The sequence below is a fragment of the Stenotrophomonas sp. PS02298 genome (assembly GCF_029959445.1).
GTDB lineage: Bacteria > Pseudomonadota > Gammaproteobacteria > Xanthomonadales > Xanthomonadaceae > Stenotrophomonas.
The window spans coordinates 1-5,234 of record NZ_JASCOR010000225.1 but is presented as its reverse complement, the minus strand read 5'-3'; the positions used below and the strand labels follow the sequence as shown (position 1 = coordinate 5,234).

Annotated in this window: 6 protein-coding genes; 2 read left to right on the top strand and 4 right to left on the bottom strand. The window is 56.9% G+C overall.

The window, feature by feature from the left end:
- A partial coding sequence (locus tag QMX78_RS19955; RefSeq protein WP_282272902.1) for a hypothetical protein occupies window positions 1-182 on the top strand: 182 nt, incomplete at its 5' end.
- A 308-nt stretch (window positions 183-490) separates the two neighbouring features.
- On the opposite strand, the gene QMX78_RS19950 is transcribed toward QMX78_RS19955, so the two are convergent.
- Window positions 491-1,210: a hypothetical protein gene (locus tag QMX78_RS19950; protein ID WP_282272900.1), complete on the bottom strand. Its 720-nt coding sequence runs from the start codon at window positions 1,208-1,210 to the stop codon at window positions 491-493.
- 268 nt (window positions 1,211-1,478) lie between these two features.
- Here QMX78_RS19950 and QMX78_RS19945 point away from each other — a divergent pair, with 268 nt between their 5' ends.
- Window positions 1,479-1,625: a hypothetical protein gene (locus QMX78_RS19945; RefSeq protein ID WP_282272898.1), complete on the top strand. Its 147-nt coding sequence runs from the start codon at window positions 1,479-1,481 to the stop codon at window positions 1,623-1,625.
- Window positions 1,626-1,736: 111 nt separating this feature from the next.
- Here QMX78_RS19945 and QMX78_RS19940 read toward each other — a convergent pair whose 3' ends face one another.
- The 3 genes from QMX78_RS19940 to QMX78_RS19930 all read right to left on the bottom strand — a co-directional run bounded on the left by QMX78_RS19940 (window position 1,737) and on the right by QMX78_RS19930 (window position 4,059).
- A complete protein-coding gene (locus tag QMX78_RS19940) occupies window positions 1,737-2,369 on the bottom strand; it encodes a DUF4253 domain-containing protein (RefSeq protein WP_282272896.1) in 633 nt (210 codons plus the stop codon).
- A 643-nt stretch (window positions 2,370-3,012) separates the two neighbouring features.
- The gene (locus QMX78_RS19935; RefSeq protein WP_282272894.1) at window positions 3,013-3,315 is read right to left on the bottom strand and encodes a hypothetical protein; all 303 of its coding nucleotides are present in this window, start codon (window positions 3,313-3,315) and stop codon (window positions 3,013-3,015) included.
- A 315-nt stretch (window positions 3,316-3,630) separates the two neighbouring features.
- Window positions 3,631-4,059: a hypothetical protein gene (locus tag QMX78_RS19930; protein WP_282272892.1), complete on the bottom strand. Its 429-nt coding sequence runs from the start codon at window positions 4,057-4,059 to the stop codon at window positions 3,631-3,633.
- Between the last annotated feature and the right edge of the window lie 1,175 nt (window positions 4,060-5,234).

The following is a 5,234-nucleotide window of genomic DNA, read 5'->3' as shown; positions in this document are numbered from 1 at the left end:
AGCCGATCAGGGAGAAGAAGTCCTTGGGAACGATCAACGCCATCCACGAATCGCTTCATGCAGAGCACCCATCGACCGGTGCTCAGATCATGCCAGCGGAGGCGGGGTTTTCACACAGCCTCGGCCGGAAGCGGACGTTCAACTCCGGAACTAGGCTGACCCGCGAAGCGGGTTCGGCTTGAGTGAAATGTTGGGGCCCATGTTAGCCAAAAGCTCTGCAATGGGCAGCTTCTAGCCAGGCGCGGTCAACTGGCCCATCAAAACCAACGACCGCATCTACTCCGCAGTGTGGACAGATTGCGGTCCTATCGTCCTCGTCGCACCACTCAACAATGGAGCTCGGTGCGAACTCTTGGAAACAGTAAACACAGACTGCGATCTCGCTCGCGAGGAGCCGTCTGCGATTTGTCGAAGTGTCGGTGATCCTTACCAAGGGGTCGAACTCCGGAACTAAGCCGACCCACGCAGTGGGTTCGGCTTGAATGAATTATCAGGTGACGCCTTCGCCGTAATACACAGTGAGTCCCCAGTGATAGTCCCGGCCCCTGGCCGCACACCATTCGGGGAAGCTACCAACCGGCCGAGCCTTGTACGCCTGCCAATCGAAAAGCATCTGACCATATTCCCGAGCCTCACGGTCGAGGTCAGAGAGCGACTCACGATCCTCCGCCCCTTCAATCAGATCGTATGCCAGCCCCAAGTCTTCCAGAGCTTCATCCAACTTGCCTATGAAGAAACCTTCGTTCAAGTGATGGGTTGCGTAGTCAACCGAACCCAGCCGTTTGGCAATCAGCATGCGTCGGATCGCTATGTCACCTGGTTTCGCAGCCAACACCCTGCAGAGTAGTTCAGGGTCCTGGCGCAGGATCGCCAGCCACCGCACCGGGGCGATGGCATCAGGATCGTGCTCCAGCCATCGCTGGAGAACAGGGTCCACAAAGCGCTTCATCAGCGGCTGTGCAAGAAACTGATGACAACCCGTGCTGCGGAAGTGAAGCGTCAGGACAGCATTCACAGCGTCTTGGGACTTCTCGCGCTCCCACGTCTCAGCATATGACAGGAAGGTATCGAGGGAGGCAAATGCTTCTCTCCGCAGGCCCGCCTCGCGGAGACGGCAATACTCAGCGAGATGAGCAAAGTCCTCCCATGCAGCCAATCCAGCCGCAAGCGATGCAAGACCCTCAAGGCTGTCTTTGTTCCAGTAGTGCATAAGTATTCCAGCGCAACCCAAACTACCTTTTGGGTCCAGTTATAACGCTAATTCTCCGTGCACCATATCGCCGCCCCCCCGATGCAGCTCGATCTTAAGGCGGCTGCGGCGAGCCAACAAGCCAAGGTACAGGCGGAGCCGACGGCGGGCTTCGTGACTACTCTGTGCGTAAGCCAACAGACATGCGAACGCCCGTTTTTTTGCCGAGGCTGTGTGAAAACCCCTGCGCCACTGTCAATATCTCAGCACCATTCGGTTGGTGCTGAGCATGAAGCGATTCGTCAATGGCGTTGATCGGTCACAGGCGCTCCTGTTGTCCGATTGGCGCGAAGACTACGTCCACGAAGACAATCCCGTGCGGGTGGTCGATACTTTAAAGCCCCTTACGGTGGCCTTTGCCCTTGTTACATCTTGATCTTAGGCCGGCCCTTTGACGCCCTGCGGCCAGAAGCAGTCATTCACAGCAGACACTAAGGCCCAGCCGCCAAGCGGCTTCGATTTGCATGACCTGTTAGGCGCAGCGCGACTAGTCCCACCAAAGGAAGATCGCCCCTTCCTGTTTGACCGCCGCCTGAAGTGACTCAATGTCACCGACCCCTTGCTCAACAATATCTGGGCAGAATTCGTAAAGCCGTTGGGAGAATTTTGGAAGATCCACTGGAATGGATTTGAGCTTGAGTTGAACGGTGTCGGTCTCAGCTTGCCAGATATCAATCCCGAACTGAGCGTCCCACCGTCTCAGCTCCTCAATGATCTGATCGGTGGTCTTGCCATAGTTGACAGCATCCGTAGCTGCCAGGCGGACGATGTCAAACTGGTCTTGACCCGGCGCTAAGACAAGTTCAGCGCCATTGATCTTGGGGTCATCGAGGTTGTTGGTTGTTCCAATAAAAGCGACGTAGCCAGAGGGCACCTGTCCCCGGATCGATTCAAGGAGCTTCTCCGCACTCTCGACAGGCACAATTACGGAGTAGCCACCACTTCGCTTTTCCCTGCCAAAGTCATTTGTCCAATAGTCACGGACGATTGACTTCGAAACGGTGGCGAGCAGCTCTTGCGGCGATCCCTGACTCGGCGTTGTCGTACCGACGCATGAAGTCGACCCGAATGCTGCAAGAAGGAATACAAGCACCCTTCCAATGGCCGAGTATTTTTTCATGCCGTGTCCAACGCCTGGATTGTGCCAACCCGTGACGCGGGTTCGGCTTGAATGAATTGTTGGATGCGCTCGCATGTGGACTCGACAGCCGCTTCTTTGTACATGGAGTTGACTGGAATGGAGCGCGAATGCGTACCGTTGAACTCAAGGATGCGAGACTCATAGACGGACTTCTCGGCTAGCTGCTCGTCTTGCGCTTTCTGGCCGGCCTCCTTTGTGACCGATGGATCTGATGACGAGAGAAACTCGAGATGATTAATCCGAGATCTCACGACGTCACCTACCAGCTCCCATGTGCCGCTACTTCGATCTTGGAGTGTGAGAGGAGCCTTGCCCGGAGCGGAGATTACGCTACGGGTGCGACCAGTGAAGGTGCCGTTCGGGAGCTTAGTTGTTTCATCGATTACCGTGACAGTGAACCCTGGTCCCTGCATGACAGTTGGACCGCACCGCCAGGTGCCAAGGAGATCTGCCGGATTAATGGGCGGCGTCGTGGCCGCTGCGGAGCCAGCGGCGAGGAACAAAGTGGCGACTGCAATTTTCCAATGCATATTTGCTCCCAAGCGCATCTAACGCCTGACTTAGCCCGCGCCGCGAAGCGGCTTTGCCTTGAACGATATGCCAGACCAGCGATGCTGGCGTGCTATTTATCATCGAATGCCTGAAAGAGTTGGACGCTGCCCCATGTGGCAAGTGCAGTGGCAAGAATAGCTAGCGGGACAGATAGCCTGTACACCATAACCGATTGGCTTTCAGGCATTTGAACGAAGTATGGCAGTGCCCTCATAAGGGTAGCGGCTACCGCAAATACGGTTGAGGTTGCCAAGGTAGCGAAGAACTGCTTCCTGTGCTTGCGATAGCCACGAACCTGCATGTAAAGAATTACAAGTGCACATAGCGTTGCCACGAAAAATTCAATCTGAAAAGCAGAGACCAAAGAGTTCACTGAGCAATCCTTAGCGGTCCAACTATCCAATAGCCGGGTCCCTGGACTCGGTCATACGATTTATCCAAAACGCGCCGTATGGCACGCTATTCCCTTGAAACGGCTCGATCTTAGGGCGGCTGGGTCCGGCCAACAAGCCGGCGTATACCCAGACCCAGCGCTAGGCTCGGCGACGACACAAATGTCCGCTATGGGCCGCATGACTCCCTGCGGCCAGGAACGGACATGCCCCCGAATGATGGCCGGCTTCAAACCGGAGCGCTTCAAACTTCCGTCTACACAAAGAACTGCGCACCCTTCGTGCTCAATTCCCCCTCATCCCCGTGCAGCCTGCTCGCCAAAGGCCAACCGTAGAGCTTCGGTGTCGCCGCTCAACGCGGCTCGCATGCGGCCTTCGTCCAAAGGCCGTACCACCCAGTCGACATCCCATTGGAAGCCATTACGTCTTGAAATCGGAATGGCCAGATACCAGCTTGGCCCGGGCCCCACGCAGTACCAGAATGCATCGTCTGAGGCCTGCGCCATCCAGCGCGGCCCCGGTTGCTGCATACCGTCGAACCGTCCGTACACCTGTTTCACCACCTGCACCTGAGCACCGGTGAAGGCAGCACCATCGCGCGACGGAAACCGCAGCCGCTCGAATGTTTCCTGGCGGGCAGCCCGCAACCGCTGCGGGCCGTTGAGTTGCGCAGCTGCCGCCATCACCACCCCCATTCCCAGCAATATCACCAATGCGCTCTTCATGACGTCCTGTCCGTAGTACTACCGAAATCGTCAATGATAACGATCCGCTGCAGCAGGACGCTGCACTACGACTACGGCAGGAAAGCGTCGAGCAAGCCACCAGACCAGGAAAGCTGTAGCTGGATTGACCCTTGCCTTGGCGACTCAAGGTGAATCGCCAAGTTATTCCTAGGTGGGATGACGCCTTGCGACCAGGAGTATCCGCTCGCAACAGACACTCAGTTCGAGCCGCAAAGCGACTTCGGCTCAAATGAGTTTCTAGGGGGTAGCTTTGGGCCATCTTGAGAGAGCGCCGACAAGCTTGACGCGCTCCAGGAACGTCCCGGCTGGCTTCCTTGGAACGAACACTCGGATGCTGCTGTGAGGGTTTGCGTCAAGGAACAGTTCTGCTTGGTAGTCACGGTCCGAACCCTGCTCATACCACCTTACGGGCTGCCCAAAGGCAATGCCGACTTCCGCTCGGGTCAGGTCCACGCCCACCAGAGGTGGCGTGTTGCCTCGAAAGAGCGTGAATGCAGAAGTGCCATCTGCCTCCACGGCGTGACACACAACCTCATCACCCGGCCCGTAGTGGCCCGACCAGTGGACTCGCGCACCTGGCGGCAACTCCGGGCATCGCAGCTCCGCGGCAGCCGTGATCGGGAACAGCGCAATCGCAAAGAGAACGTAGATCTTCATGTGCGCCCCAACGCTTGAACCACGTCGCGCAGCGAAGCGACGTAGGCTTGAATGAAATGTCAGCGATCAAACCGGCACCAGAATGCCAAAGAGTGCCTGCCAATGTCGACTGAGTCACAATCAGAGGACTCATGGATTGGCATCGCCGTTTCAGCGCGAAGATCTTGAGCAGTTGGGGCGTGATGCCGTTGAAGTGCTGCGTCTACGTTGCCCGGAGTTGGTTGCCGAGCATGAGCGGCGTGGTTGGCCGCTGCATCGGTCATTGATCGGGTTTACGACAATGCCACTATCCGGTGGGCGTTGGGTTGGGAGCCTGCGTTTGGTTTCAACGAAGTTTTGGCGCAGGTGGATCGGCGTAGTTTGGAGGTGTCGACGTTCCCCCGATTTTGAGTAGCGCGGCGATTTGGAGTTCAATCCCCAACGAGACGGAGATTGGACATGAAGAAGCGCTTTTCCGAAGAGCAGATCATTGGCTTCCTGCGTGAGGCAGAGGCCGG